Genomic DNA, 19,019 nt, shown 5'->3' with positions numbered 1-19,019 from the left:
GTAATAAGAATGAAAAAGTCAATTATATTTTCAATGCTTGTGGGAGCTGCAATGTTGTTTGCTTGCGACCCCATTGAAGACCGTGATACGATGACCGGAGCTATTACTGCTGATCAGTTGAAAATTTCAGCAAAACCAGTTGTTAAAGACGGCGTAAAGTCGAACTATATCGAATTGAATAGTGAAGGTAATCCTTGCCTGTCTTCCTGGGATTATGGTTTCGGTACCTTAACTACTACTAAAGGAACTGTTAAGGTGATGATGGCTGGTGATAATGATATAGTATTCAGTGGTATGAATCCAGATGGTACTATCATTAAAAAAACAATAACTGTTCATGTTGATAAATTGTATGATGTAGAACCTGAATATGCTTTGTTCTGCGGAGATAAAGGAACTAAAACATGGGTTTGGGATGATGTACAGGGTACTCCTTGGGGTAATGGTGGTTACCTTGGTAATACAACTCCTGGTTGGTGGACATGTAATGTGGATGCTATTCAGGAACAAGCTGTTCAAAAAGGATATCCTGGCGATGGAAAAAATGGATCTATGATCTTCTCTCTTAAGGGTGCTAAGATAACAAAGAGTGATGGTACTTCAGGCTCATTCTCTTTTGATATGTCTAAGAAAACTAAAGATGATAACGGTAATATCTGGGGTATTGGTAAACTATATACTAAAAGTGTAAATGTACTTTTAGGTATTCAACCGAACGAAGGAAATGCTGTAATTAACGAATATGATATTCTGAAATTAGATGCTCAGCATTTATATTTAGCTTGTAAGGAAACTGCAACAGTTAAATCTTGGGGAACTTGTTGGTTCTGGTGTTTCAGAGCTAAATAGAATGTTCTTATGTAGATCTTAATACATTTGAATTTGTATATTGGGCGGAACTTATTAAATGTTTCGCCCAATTTTTATGTTTGAATTATTTCTTCCTTAATACCTGATTTTATAAAATTGTACTTATAATATCATGATATCTTTTTGTAAATAACTGGTTTATAAAATATCTATCTGAAATGCATATGTTCGATGTTTTATTTCTTAACGAATGCCAGTGCAAATTGTGCAAAAAAAATAGGAGGAATTAGGCTTTATCAAAGTCCGGCTTTTCAAACAATTTGTTATATTTGTAATATTATTAATCGAAAATAAAAATGCTAAAGAAAACACTATATGCATTCCTCTTTTTAGTTTGTCTTACCGGTTGCAAATCAGATCATAAAAAATTCACGATAGAAGGTACAGTTTCATCAACTAAATATGATGGCGAATGGATTTATCTGGTCCCTGCCGAAGGTGCTAATTCTTCAAATGTTGATTCAACCAAAATAAAGAATGCTTCGTTTACTTTTAAAGGAGATATAGAGCGAATGGCTATAATTCGCACTAGACCTGTTTTACGTTTATCATTACAAGAATTGCTGGTTGTAACGGAGTCTGGCAACATTAAGGTTGTTCTTAATTCACCTAGTTCAGCCCATGGTACTCCTCAGAATGATGCGTTGCAATTGTGGAAAGAAGAAAAAGAGAAGAACATGGCTGCTTATAATTTTATTAGAAATGGATTGCAAACGGTATCAGGAAAAGATTCTCTTCGTTGGATTGCTCAAAAGGATACATTGCAGGAACGTGAACGTATCTATAATGAACGCTTTCTCAAAGAACAAGGAAATAATACGGTTGGTACCTTTATCAGAAAGATGGTTGGTGAAACTAACTAATAAAAGATTAGACACTGATACATGATACATAAGTTATTCACAATGTAACACTTTAGATCTATTTACTTTTAAGTTTTAAACATAAACATACCTATTGGATGCTTTGACCATAAAATCTTATTATAAAAACTATCCTGCTGAATCTTATAAATAAAACACGATGAAAGAAATATTAAACATTCACATAAAAAGGAGTAATCTCCTATTATCCATATTATTGGGAGTATGTGTATTTATTTTCTTTAATTTCTATTATCCATTTCATGTTCAATATCAGGAGCAGTTTCAGATGTTTCTGTTTACTAAAGATTATTTTCTTGATAGAGTGTCGCTGCCTGGTGGACTAGCCATATATTTAGGAAACTTCTTTGTTCAATTCTTCTATTATGCCTGGTTGGGTGCACTTGTTATTGCATTCTTGCTAGTTTTACTTCAGAGGGAGATTGTCTGGTTAACAAAGAAGTTTGGTTTAAATAATACATATTATCCATTAACGTTATTACCTTCCATTGTTTACTGGATTTTGTTATGTGATGAAAACTATATGTTGTCAGGATTGCTTTTATTAATAATGGTCTTGGGTACAGTTATTATTTGTACAACAATACCTTCTCGAACAATTCGTTTGATATCCACAATCGTTCTTACTCCTGTACTATATATTCTTTGTAGTGGTTGTTTCTGGCTTTTTGCTTTGTTTATGATTCTGTTAGAAATATTTTACTGGAAAGAAAATATTGATATCCGTTGGTGGATTATGGTTTTAGGCTCTGCATTATTGATAATCTGTTCCCCAATAATCTCTAAAAACTTTTATCAATATCCGTTGGAACGCTTATGGCTGGGTATTGGATTTTATCGTTTCCCAAATATTTCTCCTTACGGACAAATTATTATATGGTTGCTTACTGTTGCTGTTTCCATATTGCCTCGTTTCCTATCAAAAACAGTTTTATTGAAAAAGTATTTCGCACTGATTGCGTTTCAATTATTGGTGTTAGTAATTGGTGGAGGTTACTTTATAAAAAATGCGGCCGATTGGGATAAAGAGGAGATAATGGGATATGATCATCATGTCAGGATGCAGGAATGGGATAAAGTAATAGCTATGGCAGATAAAAAAGTTCCTACTGCCCCAATGTCGGTTGCTTGTTTAAATTTAGCATTGTCAAAAACTGGACAATTGGCTGATAAAATGTTTTGTTATTATCAAAATGGAGTACAAGGATTAATTCCTCCTTTTCAACCCGATTTTACATCTCCGCTGCCTACCAGCGAAATTTACTACCATTTGGGAATGATAAACTCTTCTCAACGTTTAGTTTTTGAGGCAATGGAATCAATTCCTGATTATCAGAAAAGTGCCCGTTGTTATAAACGCCTGGCTGAAACAAATCTAATTAACGGACAATATAAAGTTGCGGCTAAATATCTGAGATCTCTCCAGCATACACTGTTTTATCGTGATTGGGCAACTGAGACATTGACCTATTTTAATAACGAAAGTAGAATTAATGCTCATCCTGAGTGGGGACGGTTAAGACAGTTACGTTACAAAGAAGACTTCCTTTATAGTCAAGACGAACTTGATATAATGCTGGGAATATTATTCAAGCAAAATAATAGCAATCGCATGGCCTTTGAGTATTTAATGGCTTGCACTTTACTTAGCAAAAATCTGGATCGCTTCTTTAATTATTATCCATTAGGAAAAGATGCTGGTTATCAGCAAATACCGAAAAGTTATCAGGAAGCATTATTATTTATCTGGAGTTTAAAGCATCATCCATTAAAGGAAAAAGCTCCATGGCCTATTTCTGAACAAATTACAGAGCGCTTGTTAGAATATGCTCCTATTTATATGCAGGATAAAAATTCTGGGTCGATATTGAAAGAACGCTTTGGTGATACGTATTGGTATTATTTACACTTTGGAACTAAGAAATTATGAAAATAATGAAACAAATATTAACTCTGCTTTTGGTTGGAATAGCGATAGTATCTTGTAATAATCAAGTTAATTCGCCTTCTAAAATAGATAAATTTCCACCGATTTATCCTGATTGCGTTGGTGTAACTGTACCAGCTTCTATTGCTCCTCTGAATTTCTCATTACCTGATGAAACTTTTGACAGGGTAGATGTTGTAGTAAAAGGAAAGAAAGGTAACGAAATTCATGTAAATGGCGATGCTGTATCTTTCTCTTCTTCTGAATGGAAGAGTTTGTTGGAAAGTAATAAGGGAGATAGTCTTTTGGTAACTGTTTGTTTGAAACAAAATGGCAATTGGAAACAATATAAATCTTTTCCAATCTATATTAGCAAATATCCAATTGACTACGGTTTAGTCTATCGACTTGTTGCTCCCGGATATGAGGTATATAGTAAGATGGGTATTTATCAACGTGATTTAGCTTCGTACAAACAAACTGCCTTGTATGAAAATACGTTGGTTACTGGGTCTTGCGTAAACTGTCATAGTTTTAATAAAACGAATCCAAATCATTCCAGCTTGCATTTACGTGGATCAAACGGAGCAACTTATATGAATATCAATGGTAAGGCTGAATTCCTAAACACAAAAACAGATAAGACTATTGGTTCCTTTGTTTATCCTTACTGGCATCCATCCGGTAAATATGTAGCTTATTCTGTGAATAAAACTCGTCAGGTATTTCATGTTGCAAAGGATAAGCGCATAGAAGTGGTAGATTTGGAGTCGGATATAATTGTATATCAGCCGGAAACGAAAAAGGTATTGACTCCGGATCTCTTAAAAACAGCTTCTTTCGAGACTTTTCCGGCTTTTTCAGCTGATGGTCGTACATTATATTTCTGTTCTGCTGAGAAGAAAGAAATGACAAAAGAATATGAAGATGTAAAATACAGTTTATGCAGTATATCTTTTAATCCAAAAGATGGAACCTTTGGCGATCATATAGACACCCTTGTATCTGCAAAGAAGATAAACAAAAGTATATCTTTTCCTCGTCCGTCTTATGATGGAAAATATATTATGTTTACACTATCCGATTATGGGAATTTCTCAATCTGGCATAAGGAAGCCGATTTATGGTTACTTAATTTGGCTGATGGCAGTATAAGAAATCTTAAAGAGGTGAATAGCGATGATACGGAAAGCTATCATAACTGGAGTAGCAATTCTCACTGGTTTGTATTCAGCAGTCGCCGTGACGGAGGATTGTATACTCGTTTATATATAGCTTCTATCGATGATAAAGGAAAAGTTAGCAAGCCTTTCCTTTTACCACAGGAAGATCCTTTCCGTTATTATGATGAATCTGTTTATTCGTACAATGTACCCGATTTTGTATCTTCACCTGTGAAATGGGATATTAAAGAGATGGAAAAAGGTATTACATCTAAAGAACGAACACAAGTAACAATTAAAAAGTAAAAATGAAATATAGGTCTTATACATTTTCTTCTTACAACGTAAATGTAGAACTCTCTTCTTTTGGCGAAACCGGTCATACGGTGGAATATCATCTCATGTTTCATGTAAAAGGAGAAGAACTAAATTATGAAACTCAGTTAAGAAATTTGCATTGTGCTTATAGCGAATTACTGAATGATGAACTTTTGACTGGTGCAAAACCGGTTATGAAGCGTTATTTTCTTAGTGATGCAGCAAACCAGAGTGAGCAATTGGAGGAGGAATTAAAATCGTTTCCGGAGTGTGCTACCTCTATTCTTCAGCAGCCTCCGTTAGATGGTAGTAAAATTGCATTATGGTGCTATTTAACAACCAATACTAATTCTGCATATAAACATTATTGGACGGCTGGTGCCGGAATTGCTTCGGGCAATTCAGAAGAGCAGACTCATGCTTTATTGGAAAATTATGAGGTCGAATTGCAACAACGTGAGTGTACATTAGAAAAAGATTGTATTCGCACCTGGTTCTTTGTGCAAAATGTAGATGTGAACTATGCCGGTATGGTACAAGCCCGTCGTTATAATTTTCTAGACCAGGGGCTTACCGAGCATACTCACTATATAGCCAGTACAGGTATTGAAGGGCGTCATGCAAATCCAAAGATTCATGTTTTATTAGATGCTTATGCTGTGAAAGGACTCCACCCCGGCCAGATTAAATACCTTTATGCATTAAGTCATTTAAGTCCTACAGCCATTTATGGGGTAACCTTTGAAAGAGGAGTCAGCATATTATATGGAGACAGATGCCAGTTATATATAAGTGGAACTGCCAGCATTGATAACAAAGGTGAGGTTTTGCACAAAGGAGATGTTGTATCTCAGGCTCAAAGGATGTGCGAAAATGTAGAAAAACTTTTGGAAGAGGGAGGCTCTGGTTTTCAAGACTTAGCGCAAATTATTATTTATCTGCGCGATGCAGCAGATTATAAAGTTATCAGGCTTATGCTTGAAAAACAATTCCCGGAAATTCCTAAACAGTTTGTACTTGCCTCTGTCTGTCGTCCCACCTGGCTTATTGAAATGGAATGTATTGCTATACGGAAAAACAATAATCCTGAGTTTGGCAATCTATAAACATCTTATATACTTAATATTCATAGGCTTCTTTATCCTGCAAGTGATATAAGAAGCCTTTGTTATGTTTAAGCCACTGTAATATCTGATAAGTGATACAAAAGTATCAGTTATCAGGATTATTATATTATTTTTTAGTTGTGTTTCATGGTTATTTCTCTTTACTAGTTATTCAATAATGTAAAAAGCAGATTTATTATAGCTTAATTTGGCTAAATCCTCTTGCGTAAAGCTGTTAATAAGATTCAGCTAATCAGCTTTATGGTCTGGAAGAGAGATGTTTGGATATAAATGATTCGTGCATTATCATTTTAAATACAGCATTAAATGGTTTTTAAATAGAGGAATTATAGATAGTTTATTCAAATTATTAATAATAAAATTCTATTTAATTTTTGTCAGTTAATAAAGTGTTATTAATAGATAAAATTGTATTTGTAATCCATTGTCGCAATATTTACTTTTGCTAACGTAATAATAGGTATTTCTCATGCATGTTTTCCAGTTGATAAGTATGTAGATATTACAGACCGAAAATTAATTATTATGAAAAAGATATTTTTAGCCGTTATGACGTTAATTTTAACCAGCTCTTTCTCTAATGGAAACAAGAAAGAGGTTTATAAGGATGCTTCGGCTCCGGTGAAAGACAGAGTGGAAGACTTGCTTAAGCGAATGACTCTGGAAGAAAAAGTGGGGCAGATGAACCAGTTTGTTGGTATCGAACATTTTAAGTCAGCTCAAGCTTCATTAACAGCAGAAGAGCTGAGGACTAACACTGCCAATGCATTCTACCCCAACACTACTGTTGAAGACATGATTAAATGGACCGAAACCGGAAGAATAGGTTCGTTCCTGCACGTGCTAACATTAAAAGAGGCTAATTATCTGCAATCACTGGCTATGAAGAGCCGTTTGCAGATTCCTATCATCTTTGGTATTGACGCTATTCATGGAAATGCCAATGCTCCCGATAATACAGTCTATCCTACCAATATTGGTCTGGCTTCTTCTTTCGATCTGGATATGGCATATAAAATTGCCCGCCAAACTGCACAGGAGATGCGTGCCATGAATATGCACTGGACGTTTAACCCGAATGTGGAAGTAGCCCGCGATGCCCGTTGGGGAAGAGTTGGCGAAACCTATGGAGAAGATCCTTATTTGGTTACATTAATGGGTGTGCAGTCTGTTAAGGGATATCAGGGAAATATGAATGGAAAAGAAGATGTGCTGGCTTGTATCAAGCATTTTGTGGGAGGTAGCGAGCCTCTTAACGGAACCAATGGTGCACCGGCCGATTTATCCGAACGTACACTTCGCGAAGTTTTCTTTCCACCATTTAAAGCAGGGGTTGAAGCTGGTGCTATGTCTTTGATGACAGCACACAACGAACTGAACGGCGTTCCTTGTCACACCAATGAATGGCTGATGGAAGACGTTCTTCGTAAAGAATGGAAGTTCCCGGGATTTGTGGTTAGCGACTGGATGGATATTGAACATACCCACGATTTGCATGCTACCGCCGAAAATATTAAAGAGGCTTTCTATCAAAGTATCATGGCCGGAATGGATATGCACATGCATGGCATTCTTTGGAACGAATATGTAGTTGAACTTGTAAAGGAAGGCCGTATACCTGAATCACGAATTGATGAATCTGTTCGTCGTATTCTGGATGTAAAGTTCCGTCTCGGCTTGTTTGAGAATCCTTATGCCGACGAAAAACAGAGCATGAAAATCCGCTTGAGCGATGAACATAGAGCAACTGCACTCGAAGCTGCACGCAATGGTATTGTTCTGTTAAAGAACAGCGGAGTGCTTCCTCTTTCACAAGATAAGTATAAAAAAGTATTGGTAACAGGTATCAATGCCAATGATATGAATATTCTTGGCGATTGGAGTGCGGTTCAGAAAGAAGAGAACGTAACTACAATCCTTGAAGGATTGAAAATGATAGCACCTCAAACAAACTTTGACTTTGTAGATCAGGGATGGGATCCTCGCAACATGAGTCAGGCTAAGGTTGATGAGGCTGCAGATAAAGCAAAAGATGCTGATTTGAACATAGTGGTTGCGGGAGAGTACATGATGCGTTTCCGCTGGAAGGACCGTACCGGAGGTGAAGATACCGATCGCTCGGATATTGATTTAGTGGGCTTGCAAAACGAGTTAATTAAGAAAGTTGCTGCTTCCGGTAAGCCTACAATCCTTATTCTGGTTAATGGTCGCCAGCTTGGTGTTGAATGGGCTGCCGAAAACCTTCCTGCAATTGTTGAAGCTTGGGAACCGGGAATGTATGGCGGTCAGGCTGTAGCAGAAATCCTTTATGGAAAGGTAAATCCATCTGCTAAACTTGCGGTTACTATTCCTCGCAGCGTTGGTCAGTTGCAAATGATTTATAATCATAAGCCTTCTCAATATTTCCATCCTTATGTGGTTAAACCAAGTACTCCGCTTTATCCATTCGGATATGGATTATCTTACACCACTTATAAGTATGACGACTTGACTCTTGATAAATCAGAAATTGGGAAAGACGGTAATGTAAATGTAAGCGTAAAGGTTACAAATACCGGAAATCGTGACGGAGTAGAGATTGTTCAGCTTTATATTCGCGACAAGTTTAGTTGTGTAACTCGTCCGGTAAAGGAACTTAAAGATTTTGCCCGCGTTGCTTTGAAAGCGGGAGAAAGTAAAATAGTGAAGTTTAATGTAACACCAGATAAGCTTGCCTTTTATGATAAAAAGATGAACTGGCAGGTTGAACCGGGAGAGTTCGTTGTAATGGTAGGAACGTCGTCGGAAGATAGTGCATTACTAAAGAGAAGTTTTTTGGTTAAATAAAGAATGTTTAGTGTGAGTTGCGCAGGTCATGAAAACGAGCTGCGCAACTCGAAAACGCGACCTGCACAACTCGCTAGATCGACCTGCGCAACTCGATTTAAATGTCAGGGCAGTTCTCGAAAAACATTCCACGAATAATTAGTAAATATGATTAGTATGGTTCAGAAAATAAAAAGTATAACGGCCGGTGCTTTAATTATAGCAGGGTTTGTGTCATGCTGTACAGCTAAGGAAGTAACAGATAGTGAAGTTAAAGCAGGCTCATTAAGAACTGTGGAAACTCAGAATTTACTGAAGAATCTTAAGTCATTTCCGGAAAACGGATTTATGTTCGGTCATCAGGATGACACGGCTTATGGCATTGGTTGGGATGGAGATCAGAATCGTTCCGACGTAAAAAGTGTATGCGGCGACTATCCCGCTGTTTGCGGATGGGATTTAGGTCACATAGAACTGGGTGCAGATAAAAACCTCGATAATATTCCTTTCGAAAGAATTCGTCAGGATATCATTGCACAATACCTTCGTGGCGGACTTAATACCGTTAGCTGGCACTTAAATAACCCATTAACTGGTGGAGATGCATGGGATGTTAAAACTGCCGGAGTAGTAACCTCTGTTCTTCCGGGCGGAGCTAAACACGATCAATTTATTGGTTGGTTAGGAAAACTGGCTACTTTTTTAAACTCCCTTACTGCCCCGGATGGGAAAAAGGTTCCGGTACTGTTCCGCCCTTGGCACGAACATACAGGCAGTTGGTTCTGGTGGGGAAGAAGCCATTGTACACCGGAACAATATAAAGAGCTGTGGAAAATGACTCACGATTATCTCAGCTCTCATGGTGTTAATAACTTGCTTTATGCCTATTCTCCTGGTGGCGAAGATAAGGTAGAAGATTATATAGAAAGATATCCGGGTGATAATTATGTAGACTTGCTGGGATTTGACTGCTATCCGTCTGCTGATGTTCAGGGAACAGATGCTTACAGAAAGTCAATGACCACAGTTTTAACCTATCTTACACAGTTGGGTAAAGAACATAATAAGCCTATTGCTGTAACAGAAACAGGATTGGAAGCTCTGCCTATTGCCGATTGGTGGACAGAAGTTCTCTTCCCACTTGTTGATAAGTATCCTATATCTTATGTTTTGGTATGGCGTAATGCTCGCGAAAAGCCAAATCATTTCTATGCTCCTTATCCGGGACAAGCATCGGCAAAAAACTTTGTAGAATTCTATAATTACCCAAAAACCAAGTTTTGCTCAGATATAAAAAACTTGTATAAGTAAGACTCTAATCAACTAATAAATAATAATATCTTAATTGTCATGAATCAGTATAACAACAAAATCGAGAAACTATTAGCAGACCACGAAGTCTTCTTGTCTCGAAAGAATGAACCCGTAGAAGAAACAAATGGTCTGTTTATACGCTATAAAAATCCGGTTGTTACAGCTGCACATACTCCTGTAATATGGAGATATGACCTGAATGATGAAACAAATCCTTACCTCATGGAGCGTATTGGAATGAATGCAGCTATGAATTCGGGTGCTATAAAATGGAACGGTAAATATATTCTTGTGGTACGTGTAGAGGGAGCAGATCGTAAATCATTCTTTGCCGTGGCCGAGAGTCCTAATGGAATAGATAATTTCCGCTTCTGGGATTACCCGGTAACTATGCCCGATACGGAAGATCCTGCGACTAATATATACGACATGCGCCTTACAGCTCACGAAGACGGATGGATTTATGGCATTTTCTGCGCCGAACGTCTTGACCCAAATGCTCCAGTAGGAGATCTCTCTTCCGCAACAGCTACTGCAGGTATTGCCCGCACAAAAGATTTGAAGACCTGGGAACGCCTTCCCGATTTAAAAACGAAGAGTCAGCAGCGTAATGTGGTGCTTCATCCCGAGTTCGTGAATGGCAAATATGCATTATATACCCGTCCGCAAGATGGATTTATCGATGCCGGAAGCGGTGGAGGTATTGGCTGGGCATTGGTTGATGATATGACTCACGCGGTAATTAAAGAAGAAAAAATTATAGATCATCGTTACTATCACACAATAAAGGAAGTGAAGAACGGAGAAGGGCCTCACCCCATTAAAACCGCCAAAGGATGGCTTCATCTGGCTCACGGAGTAAGAGGATGCGCTGCCGGATTGCGTTATGTGCTTTATATGTATATGACTTCTCTGGAAGATCCAACAAAACTAATAGCTTCTCCGGCCGGATATTTCATGGCTCCTGTAGGAGAAGAGAGATTTGGCGATGTGTCTAATGTACTGTTCAGCAACGGTTGGATAGCCGACGAAGATGGAACCGTGTTTATTTATTATGCATCATCCGATACACGTATGCATGTAGCCACCTCAACTGTTGATAAGTTGGTGGATTATTGCATGAATACTCCTGAAGATGGCTTTACCACTTCGGCTTCGGTAGAAACATTGAAGAAACAAATTGAAAAGAATCTTAGTCTGCTAGCCAATAAATAGCAGATTGAATCGTTAAGTTGTTAACAAAAGAGTTGACACAAAGATTTAATTTTGAAAAACATCATGGTAAAACTATCAGAAAAAATAGGATACGGTTTCGGAGATATGGCATCTTCCATGTTCTGGAAGATATTTGGAATGTTCCTTTTGTATTTTTACACAGACGTTTATGGTCTGGCTCCTGCAGCAGTAGGAACAATGTTTTTAGTAACTCGTGTATGGGATTCCTTTCTCGATCCGGTTATCGGAGTAATTGCCGACAGAACCAATACTCGTTGGGGAAAGTTCCGTCCGTACCTGCTCTTTGTAGCCGTTCCGTTCGGTATAATTGGCGTGCTGACCTTTGTTACACCCAATTTCAGTATTGAGTGGAAGTTGGTATATGCCTATATAACCTACACGCTGATGATGATGGTCTATTCAACCATCAATGTGCCGTATGCTTCTTTGCTGGGTGTAATGACACCGAGTCCTAATGAACGTACCACACTTTCTTCTTACCGTATGTTCTTTGCTTATCTGGGTAGTTTTATTGCATTGTTAATTATTCAGCCATTGGTGGAATTCTTTTCAAAGATTGGTGGAACAGTTAATCCTCAGCAGGGGTGGACTTATGGAGTAGGTGTTATTGCAATTATGTGTGTGGCTTTGTTCCTGGGATGTTTTGCACTGACAAAAGAACGTGTAATTCCCGTAAAGGAAGAGGCGAAGAGTACCTTGAAAGAAGATTTACTCGATTTGTGGCGTAATCGTCCCTGGTGGATATTATTGGGAGCAGGTATTGCAGCATTGATCTTTAACTCAATCCGTGATGGAGCAACCATCTATTATTTCAAGTATTATATTCTGGAAGACAATTCTCTTAAGATAGCATCATTGGGTGTAACCGTAACGTGGACTTCATTATATCTGGCACTTGGTCAGGCTTCAAATATGGTAGGTGTGGCATTGGCAGCTCCGGTTGCAAATCATATAGGAAAGAAAAATACCTATATGGCAGCAATGGCAATGGCTACGCTTCTAAGCATTATTTTCTATTGGTTTACTGCCGATCAATTGATCCTTATATTTGTATTCCAGGCTTTAATCAGCATTTGCGCCGGTATTATCTTCCCGCTTTTATGGTCTATGTATGCCGATATTGCCGATTATTCTGAATTAAAATGTGGTCGCCGTGCCACCGGATTAATATTCTCTTCCTCTTCCATGTCTCAAAAACTGGGATGGACTCTGGGAGGAGCATTAACCGGCTGGTTACTTGGTTACTTCGGATTCAAGGCAAATGTTGCTCAATCCGACTCTGCAATATCAGGAATCAAGATGATGCTTAGTTTCTTACCGGCTGTAGGTACTGTTCTTTCGGTTATCTTCATCTCTCTTTATCCTTTAAGTGAAAAGAAAGTAAAGGAAATAACAGAGAAACTGGAGGAACGTCGTAAAATTGAAAAGTAGACAACTATGAACAAAATAAGTGAATTAAAGTCCGAAATGCTCGATGTTCTGCAAAACAATATTCTTCCGTATTGGGAGAAAAATATGCAGGATCATGAAAATGGTGGTTTCTATGGACGAATGACCGGCGACGAGAAACTAATGCCGGAAGCAGAAAAAGGAGCCATACTTAATGCCCGCATTTTGTGGACTTACTCATCTGCCTATCGTTTACTGAAATCAAGTGAGTCTTGGGAAATGGCTACTCGTGCCAAACGATATCTCATTGATAAATTCTATGATAAACGATTTGGCGGAATCTATTGGTCGCTCGATAATAAAGGAAATCCGCTGGATACTAAGAAGCAGATTTATGCGCTTGGCTTTGCCATTTACGGACTGAGCGAGTATCACAGAGCAACGGGCGATAGAGAAGCACTTGATTATGCCATTATGTTATTCAAATCTATAGAGGAGCATAGTTTTGATAAGGAGAAAAATGGATATCTGGAAGCGTTGACACGTGAATGGAATGAGATTGAAGATATGCGTCTTAGCGAGAAAGACGCCAACGAAAAGAAAACGATGAATACGCATCTTCATATTCTTGAACCTTACACAAACCTTTACCGGGTGTGGAAAAATGATGAACTCAGAAAGCAAATAAAGAATCTGGTAGAGGTCTTTCTTGATAAGATATTAAATAAAGAAACCAATCATTTGAGGTTGTTCTTTGATGAAAACTGGAATGGAAAAGATCATATAATTTCTTACGGACATGATATTGAAGCTTCCTGGCTTATTCACGAAGCTGCTCTGGTTCTTGAAGATGAAACGTTATTAAAGAGGGTAGAGGCCATTGTTCCACTAATTGCTAATGCCGCGGGTGAAGGACTTCAAGCGGATGGAGGCATGATTTACGAGAAAAATACAGAAACAGGTGAAGTTGATGCCGATCGACATTGGTGGGTTCAGGCAGAAACGGTAGTAGGATATATTAATCTCTATGAATATTTCAACAATGAAGACGCTCTTGAGAAGGCTTTGCAATGCTGGAATTTTATTAAGAAGCATCTTATCGACAGTAAAAATGGTGAATGGTTCTGGAGCCTGAAAGCCGATGGAACTATTAATACTATTGACGATAAAGCAGGCTTCTGGAAATGTCCGTACCATAACGGACGTATGTGCATGGAATTATTAGGGCGATTTCAATAAGGTAATTTAGTGGTAAGTAAGATCAGGGGTGAAATATACCCTGATCTTATTTTTTTAGAATTCTTTTGTTATACTTAATTTTTTAAAGATGAAACTTAAATCAATACTACAGACTCTTTTTATTTGTGCGTTTGTTCTACCTTGCTTTTCACAGAATAGTAATACGAATAATGTGGTTGGTAGTGAACGTGAACATCTTTCAATGGACTTTGGATGGCGTTTTGCGTTAGGTCATGCAAAAGACTATGCAAAAGATTTTTCGAACGGAACAAGCTATTTTACTTATTTTGCTAAAACCGGTTATGGCGATGGCGCAGCTGCTCCGGAATTTGAAGATAGAACCTGGCGCGAAGTAGATATACCTCACGATTGGGCGGTGGAACTTCCTTTTTCTGCTGAGGCTAGTCACAGTCATGGCTATAAAACTATAGGATGGAAATACCCTGAAACTTCAGTTGGATGGTACCGAAAAAGATTTCAGATCCCGACATCCGATCTTGGAAAAAAGATTAGTATTCAGTTCGACGGCATTCATCGCAATTCAACGGTCTGGGTAAACGGCTTCTATGTGGGAAACGAGCCAAGTGGTTATGCTTCTTCAGTTTATGATATAACAGACTATCTGAATTATGGTGGAGAAAATGTTGTAACGGTGCGCGCTGATGCAAGCATTGAAGAAGGCTGGTATTATGAAGGTGCCGGAATATACAGACATGTGTGGCTTAATAAAACAGACAGACTGCATGTTGCTCAGTATGGAACCTTTGTAACTTCTGAATTGAAGGACAATAATGCTGAGCTAACAATTCGTACAACAGTTGAAAATCAATATCCCGAAACTGCAAAATTTACCATAGAACAAACATTGTTCGATGCATCCAATCTTGCGGTTGCCAGTCAGACGTATAATTTTCTCTCTTTGGAAGGAAATCTGGATAATACTTTCTTCCAGAAGCTGAAGGTAGAAAATCCAAAACTCTGGTCCATTGAATCTCCTTATCTCTATCGTCTTGAAACGCTGGTGAAGCAGGATGGAAAGACTGTTGATTGTTACAATACGAATGTAGGAATCCGTACGGTTCGCTTCGATCCAAACAAGGGATTCTTCCTCAATGGCAAGAATGTAAAAATCAAAGGTGTTAATAACCATCAGGATCATGCCGGTGTAGGTACTGCAATTCCCGATGCTTTGCAGGAGTTTCGTATTATGAAGCTTAAGGAAATGGGCTGCAACGCAATTCGGACTTCTCATAACCCAGCCACATCCGATTTTCTTGATGCTTGCGACCGATTGGGAATGTTGGTTCTTGACGAAAACAGGCTGATGGGAATTAATCAGGAGCATTTTGATTTACTTAAACGCTTCATGGTTCGAGACAGGAATCATCCATCTATTGTAATTTGGTCGTTGGGTAATGAAGAATGGAAAATAGAGGGGAATGAAAAAGGAGCAAGGATAACCAAAACAATGCAGGAGTATGCACAGAAAGTCGATTCATCTCGTGCATTTACAGCTGCCGTGTCCGGTGGATGGGACAATGGCAGTGGACAGACAATGCAGGTTATGGGTTATAATTATATAGTGCAGGGTGATATTGATGTTCATCATAAAAAGTTTCCATGGCAATGTGGCATCGGTACTGAAGAAAGCAATACGATAGGAACACGTGGCGTTTATGCGGACGATCGTGCCAACGGACGTATGGCAGCAACTAATCGTATGCCCGAAAATGTGGGAACAGAATCAGGATGGAAGTTCTATCTGGAACGCCCATTCCTTGCCGGTCTTTTTTTCTGGACAGGTTTTGATTATCGCGGTGAGGCCAATCCGCTGGTATGGCCGGCTGTGAATTCAGAGTTCGGACTTGTTGACCTTTGTGGTTTCCCGAAAGATATATTTTACTATTTGAAATCGTGGTGGACCAATAAACCGGTGATGCATATTATGCCTCATTGGAACTGGAAAGGCAACGAAGGAAAAGAGATTAAAGTGACTATTTATAGCAATGCTGATGAAGTAGAATTGGTCTTGAATAAGAAAAGTCTGGGTAAAAAGACAATGCCGAAAAATGGTCATATTGACTGGATGGTTACTTACCAACCGGGAACTCTTCAGGCCAAAGGATTTACTAACAATAAAATGGTGGTAGCTCAGCAAGTAGAAACGACTGATGTTCCTGCTAAAATTGTTCTTTCTGCAGATAGAACCCAAATTAAAGCAGACGGTCAGGATGTTTCCGTTATTACTGTGCAGGTAAATGATAATAAAAACCGAATGGTTCCAACGGCCGACAATGAGATTGAGTTTACACTCGATGGCCCGGGCAAAATTATTGGTGTTGGCAATGGTGATCCTGCTTCTCACGATCCGGAACAATTTGTGGAATCAGTACAAAGAGCTTCGGTTTCTGGATTAAAATTTATGCAATCCTCTTCTTCGCAAAGTATTGATAAGATTATAGAGAATACAGATGCGGATTGGAAGAACGCTTTCGAAAAAGGTTATGGTGAATATGATTTTTCAAAGAACCTAATCATTAAAGGCTCCTTCTTTTTACCCGATTTTAATGAGAAGACAGAAATTACATTTTATGCAAAAAGTCTGACAGAAAATCAATCACTTTATGTAAATGGCAAACTACTGGCCGAAGTTGTTAAACGAGATAATCCTGATCAGGTTTATGTACTAGATCATAATATCTTGAAAAAGGGTGAGAATATAGTTGTTTTCGTGGGTAAACCTATTGTTAAGAAAGTTAGCTGGGAAGAGATAAGCACTAATCCCGGAGAAATAAAAATCTATAATCCTGCAACTCAGTGGAAAAGGAAATTGTTCAGTGGATATGCTCAGATCATCGTGAAGTCTTCAAAAAGTGAAGGGGAAATAACTTTGAAAGCTACTTCCGGTGGAATACAAAGCTCTATTATTAAGATTAATTCAAAGTTGGGTGAATTTTAATCCGGTTTTAGACTTTTAAAGATAGAATAACTCGTTTCATTTAATGGCTGGTATGGGAATGAAAATAGACTACTAACTTTTAAATATAGAATAGATTGTCTCATTTAATGACCATTACGGGGTTGAAAACAAACCTGTATCTTTTAAACATCAAACTGTTCAATAGTAGTATGTTGTATTGAATGGGGCTAAAAAAACTAATTTGTATCATTTAAACGTAGAATAGCTCGCTTTATTTAGTTAATTCAGACTACACATTCCTGATAAAAGGGATAAAAAAAGGGGTTGTTCCAACTGGACAACCCCATTCTATTTAATTAAGGCTTAAGCCTTTTATTCTCTCAAATTACAAACCGTAGCTGAATGCATTGATTGTTTCATAAACAATACTTGCAAGACCTAATCCTACAATACCGATTAAACAGATTGCAAGGCTTACCTTTGTGTAATTATCGCTCTTGAATGTAGCAATAGGATTTTCGTTCTTGTTGATGTACATTGCTTTTACAACTAGCAAATAGTAATACAAAGAGATTACAGTATTTACCAATGCAATGAATACAAGCAAGTAGAATCCGCTCTTGAAAGCAGCCATGAAGATAAAGATCTTACTGAAGAACCCTGCGAAAGGAGGGATACCTGCAAGTGAGAACAATGCTAAAGTCATGATGAACGAAAGTTTTGGATTTGTCATATACAAACCATTGTAGTCGTCCATTTCAATTTTACCGCTTCTTTGTTCAATGATAGAAATAATTCCGAATGCTGCTAAGTTAGCTACTACGTAAACAAGTACGTAATAAACCAAAGAAGTCATACTCATTGCTGTTCCTCCAATTACACCCAGCATGATATATCCTGCTTGTGAAATAGAAGAGAATGCAAGGAATCTTTTCAGGTTCTGTTGACGTACAGCAAACAAGTTAGCCATTGTAATTGTGATAATGATAACTCCGTAAAGGATTGCTTGCCATTCAGCAATCATTGATCCAAATACTTTAGTAAGAATTGTCAGTAACACAAATGCAGCTGATCCTTTAGAGATAACCGACAGGTAAGAAGTAACAGTTGTTGGTGCACCTTGGTACACGTCTGCTGTCCACAAGTGGAAAGGAACCAATGAAATTTTGAATCCCATTCCTGTGAAGAAGAATACAAATCCAAGGATCTGCATAAGGTTTCCTTCTAATGCTGCAGGTATGTCATTAAAGTAAAGTGTTCCGCATGAACCGTATATCATTGATAAACCAAACAATAACAGTCCGGAAGAGAACATTGCAGTCAGAATGTATTTAGCACCAGCTTCTGCAGAGTTGTGTCTGTATTTATCCAAAGCTACCAATGCAGCCATAGGGATAGAAGCTGTTTCAAGTCCGATAAAGAACATCAGGAAGTTTCCTGATCCAATCATGAAATACATACCAAGCAGAGTAGAGAGTGTAAGTACATAGAACTCTCCTTGCTTAATGTTTGTATCCTCACGTTGCAACCATGTGTGTGCTTGTAAAAACACAATCAGTGTTCCAAAAGAGAGGATGCTCTTCACGATTGTCATCATTGGGGTATAGTAATACATACCGCCAAATATTTCCGCCGGTGCAGAGGGTATCAGATTTGCCAGCGTATGAACGCCAAGTAGCAAACAAGCTGTCAGTGAAAAGTATTTGCGTCCTTTTTCTCCTGCTAGTAAATCAAATAATAGCAAAAGAACAATTACTGCAATGAGCGACAGCTCTTCTTTCATATATAGAAATTGACTATAATCCATTTTCTTCAGATTTTAATTCG

12 protein-coding genes are annotated in these 19,019 nt (G+C 38.1%); 11 read left to right on the top strand and 1 reads right to left on the bottom strand.

The window, feature by feature from the left end; genetic code table 11:
* The first annotated feature begins 9 nt into the window (after positions 1-9).
* The 11 genes from BUC21_RS04080 to galA all read left to right on the top strand — a co-directional run bounded on the left by BUC21_RS04080 (position 10) and on the right by galA (position 17,231).
* On the top strand, positions 10-849 hold the full coding sequence (locus tag BUC21_RS04080; protein ID WP_073399463.1) for a hypothetical protein: 840 nt from the start codon (positions 10-12) through the stop codon (positions 847-849).
* 317 nt (positions 850-1,166) lie between these two features.
* Positions 1,167-1,733 carry a DUF4369 domain-containing protein gene (locus BUC21_RS04075; protein ID WP_073399461.1) on the top strand — a complete coding sequence of 189 codons (567 nt, stop codon included), beginning with the start codon at positions 1,167-1,169 and terminating at the stop codon, positions 1,731-1,733.
* Positions 1,734-1,893: 160 nt separating this feature from the next.
* Positions 1,894-3,684 (top strand): DUF6057 family protein, encoded by a 1,791-nt coding sequence (locus BUC21_RS04070; protein WP_073399459.1) that lies wholly within the window; start codon positions 1,894-1,896, stop codon positions 3,682-3,684.
* Between the two features lie 5 nt (positions 3,685-3,689).
* The gene (locus BUC21_RS04065; RefSeq protein ID WP_073399637.1) at positions 3,690-5,150 is read left to right on the top strand and encodes a TolB family protein; all 1,461 of its coding nucleotides are present in this window, start codon (positions 3,690-3,692) and stop codon (positions 5,148-5,150) included.
* A gap of 2 nt (positions 5,151-5,152) precedes the next feature.
* Positions 5,153-6,268 (top strand): Rid family hydrolase, encoded by a 1,116-nt coding sequence (locus BUC21_RS04060; protein ID WP_073399457.1) that lies wholly within the window; start codon positions 5,153-5,155, stop codon positions 6,266-6,268.
* 546 nt (positions 6,269-6,814) lie between these two features.
* Entirely contained in the window at positions 6,815-9,115 is a 2,301-nt protein-coding gene (locus tag BUC21_RS04055; protein ID WP_073399455.1) for a glycoside hydrolase family 3 N-terminal domain-containing protein, read from the top strand.
* Between the two features lie 156 nt (positions 9,116-9,271).
* A complete protein-coding gene (locus tag BUC21_RS04050; RefSeq protein ID WP_073399635.1) occupies positions 9,272-10,405 on the top strand; it encodes a glycoside hydrolase family 26 protein in 1,134 nt (377 codons plus the stop codon).
* Between the two features lie 39 nt (positions 10,406-10,444).
* A complete protein-coding gene (locus BUC21_RS04045; RefSeq protein ID WP_073399453.1) occupies positions 10,445-11,623 on the top strand; it encodes a glycoside hydrolase family 130 protein in 1,179 nt (392 codons plus the stop codon).
* Positions 11,624-11,686: 63 nt separating this feature from the next.
* A complete protein-coding gene (locus BUC21_RS16395) occupies positions 11,687-13,075 on the top strand; it encodes an MFS transporter (RefSeq protein ID WP_073399451.1) in 1,389 nt (462 codons plus the stop codon).
* A gap of 6 nt (positions 13,076-13,081) precedes the next feature.
* A complete protein-coding gene (locus BUC21_RS16390) occupies positions 13,082-14,272 on the top strand; it encodes an AGE family epimerase/isomerase (RefSeq protein ID WP_073399449.1) in 1,191 nt (396 codons plus the stop codon).
* An 88-nt stretch (positions 14,273-14,360) separates the two neighbouring features.
* Entirely contained in the window at positions 14,361-17,231 is a 2,871-nt protein-coding gene (gene galA, locus BUC21_RS04030; RefSeq protein WP_073399447.1) for a beta-galactosidase GalA, read from the top strand.
* A gap of 346 nt (positions 17,232-17,577) precedes the next feature.
* Here galA and BUC21_RS04025 read toward each other — a convergent pair whose 3' ends face one another.
* Complete coding sequence (locus BUC21_RS04025; protein ID WP_073399445.1) at positions 17,578-18,999, bottom strand: NADH-quinone oxidoreductase subunit N; 1,422 nt, start codon at positions 18,997-18,999, stop codon at positions 17,578-17,580.
* Positions 19,000-19,019: the final 20 nt, after the last annotated feature.

This window comes from Bacteroides luti (assembly GCF_900128905.1).
Lineage (GTDB): Bacteria > Bacteroidota > Bacteroidia > Bacteroidales > Bacteroidaceae > Bacteroides > Bacteroides luti.
This window is presented reverse-complemented; position numbering and strand designations above follow the sequence as displayed.